The sequence below is a fragment of the Vibrio sp. 1978 genome, from assembly GCF_033344345.1.
In genome coordinates, this window is record NZ_JAWPOP010000299.1 from 1 (window position 1) to 821 (window position 821).

Here is an 821-nt window from a genome sequence, read left to right on the forward strand (position 1 = left end):
ATCCACGCACGATCATTTTGCGCCAAGGCCCCGGTTTGGTGTTCACTTCCAAACCATTGTTGTCGTACCAGTAGAAGCGATAAAGAATGTGCTGGTCACCTTTGTAGTTACTGCTTAACTGCACCACACCACGTGGTCGATCATCGACGTAAGTCGTGGTGATGTTGTCAACCAACAGTCGGCTGCCCAATACGTTATCGTTAAAAAATACGTTTTGTGTTTGGCCATCAACTCGGATCCCAGCAGTGTTGTCCGCACAACCTGCCAAACCGATAATGACTGCTAAGCCAATAAGCCATGCTCTCATTACAATCTCCCTAATTGTTTATGCCATACCGTCGAATGCGCTCCCTGACGAGAAACCCACACCAGTGTGGTTTGCTGCGCTGGTACGTCAAATTGATAGACTTGATCGCCTAAATTTAGCTGCTGTGTACCCGGCTTCACAATTTGTGAGGCCGTCTTCACTTGCGCTGGCAGCGTTTGCCAGCTTCGAGTATCTGGTTGTTCTGTTAATGTATTCCAAACGTTGAAAAGAATATTGCCCACGTCATCGCCTTTTTTCGCTGCTTCTTTTCTGATTCGGTCTTTCGCCCCAACGCGAATGGCTTGGCGAATCACTATTGTCGTTAAGCGTTCATTCAAATCATTCTGAGCCATGGCATTAACGTCAGCCAACGTACTAGAAGGCAGTTTTGTTCCATTCAAAGCCACATCACTAAAGCGTGGTGCCCCACGTTTTGGATAATAAGGTAGTGCCAATGAGTAGATTGCGCCATTGCCGCGACTGTCAAAAATAGGTAAATCAATACGCCAACCTT

At 46.9% G+C, this 821-nt stretch carries 1 protein-coding gene and 1 pseudogene; both read right to left on the bottom strand.

What is annotated here, in order from left to right; genetic code table 11:
* The coding region (locus R8N49_RS26225; protein WP_318190335.1) for a YcfL family protein at positions 1 to 307 on the bottom strand (307 nt) is incomplete at its 3' end.
* Positions 307 to 821: pseudogene (locus tag R8N49_RS26230) on the bottom strand (hypothetical protein); the annotation flags it as partial. The pseudogene R8N49_RS26230 and the gene R8N49_RS26225, both read right to left, overlap by 1 nt.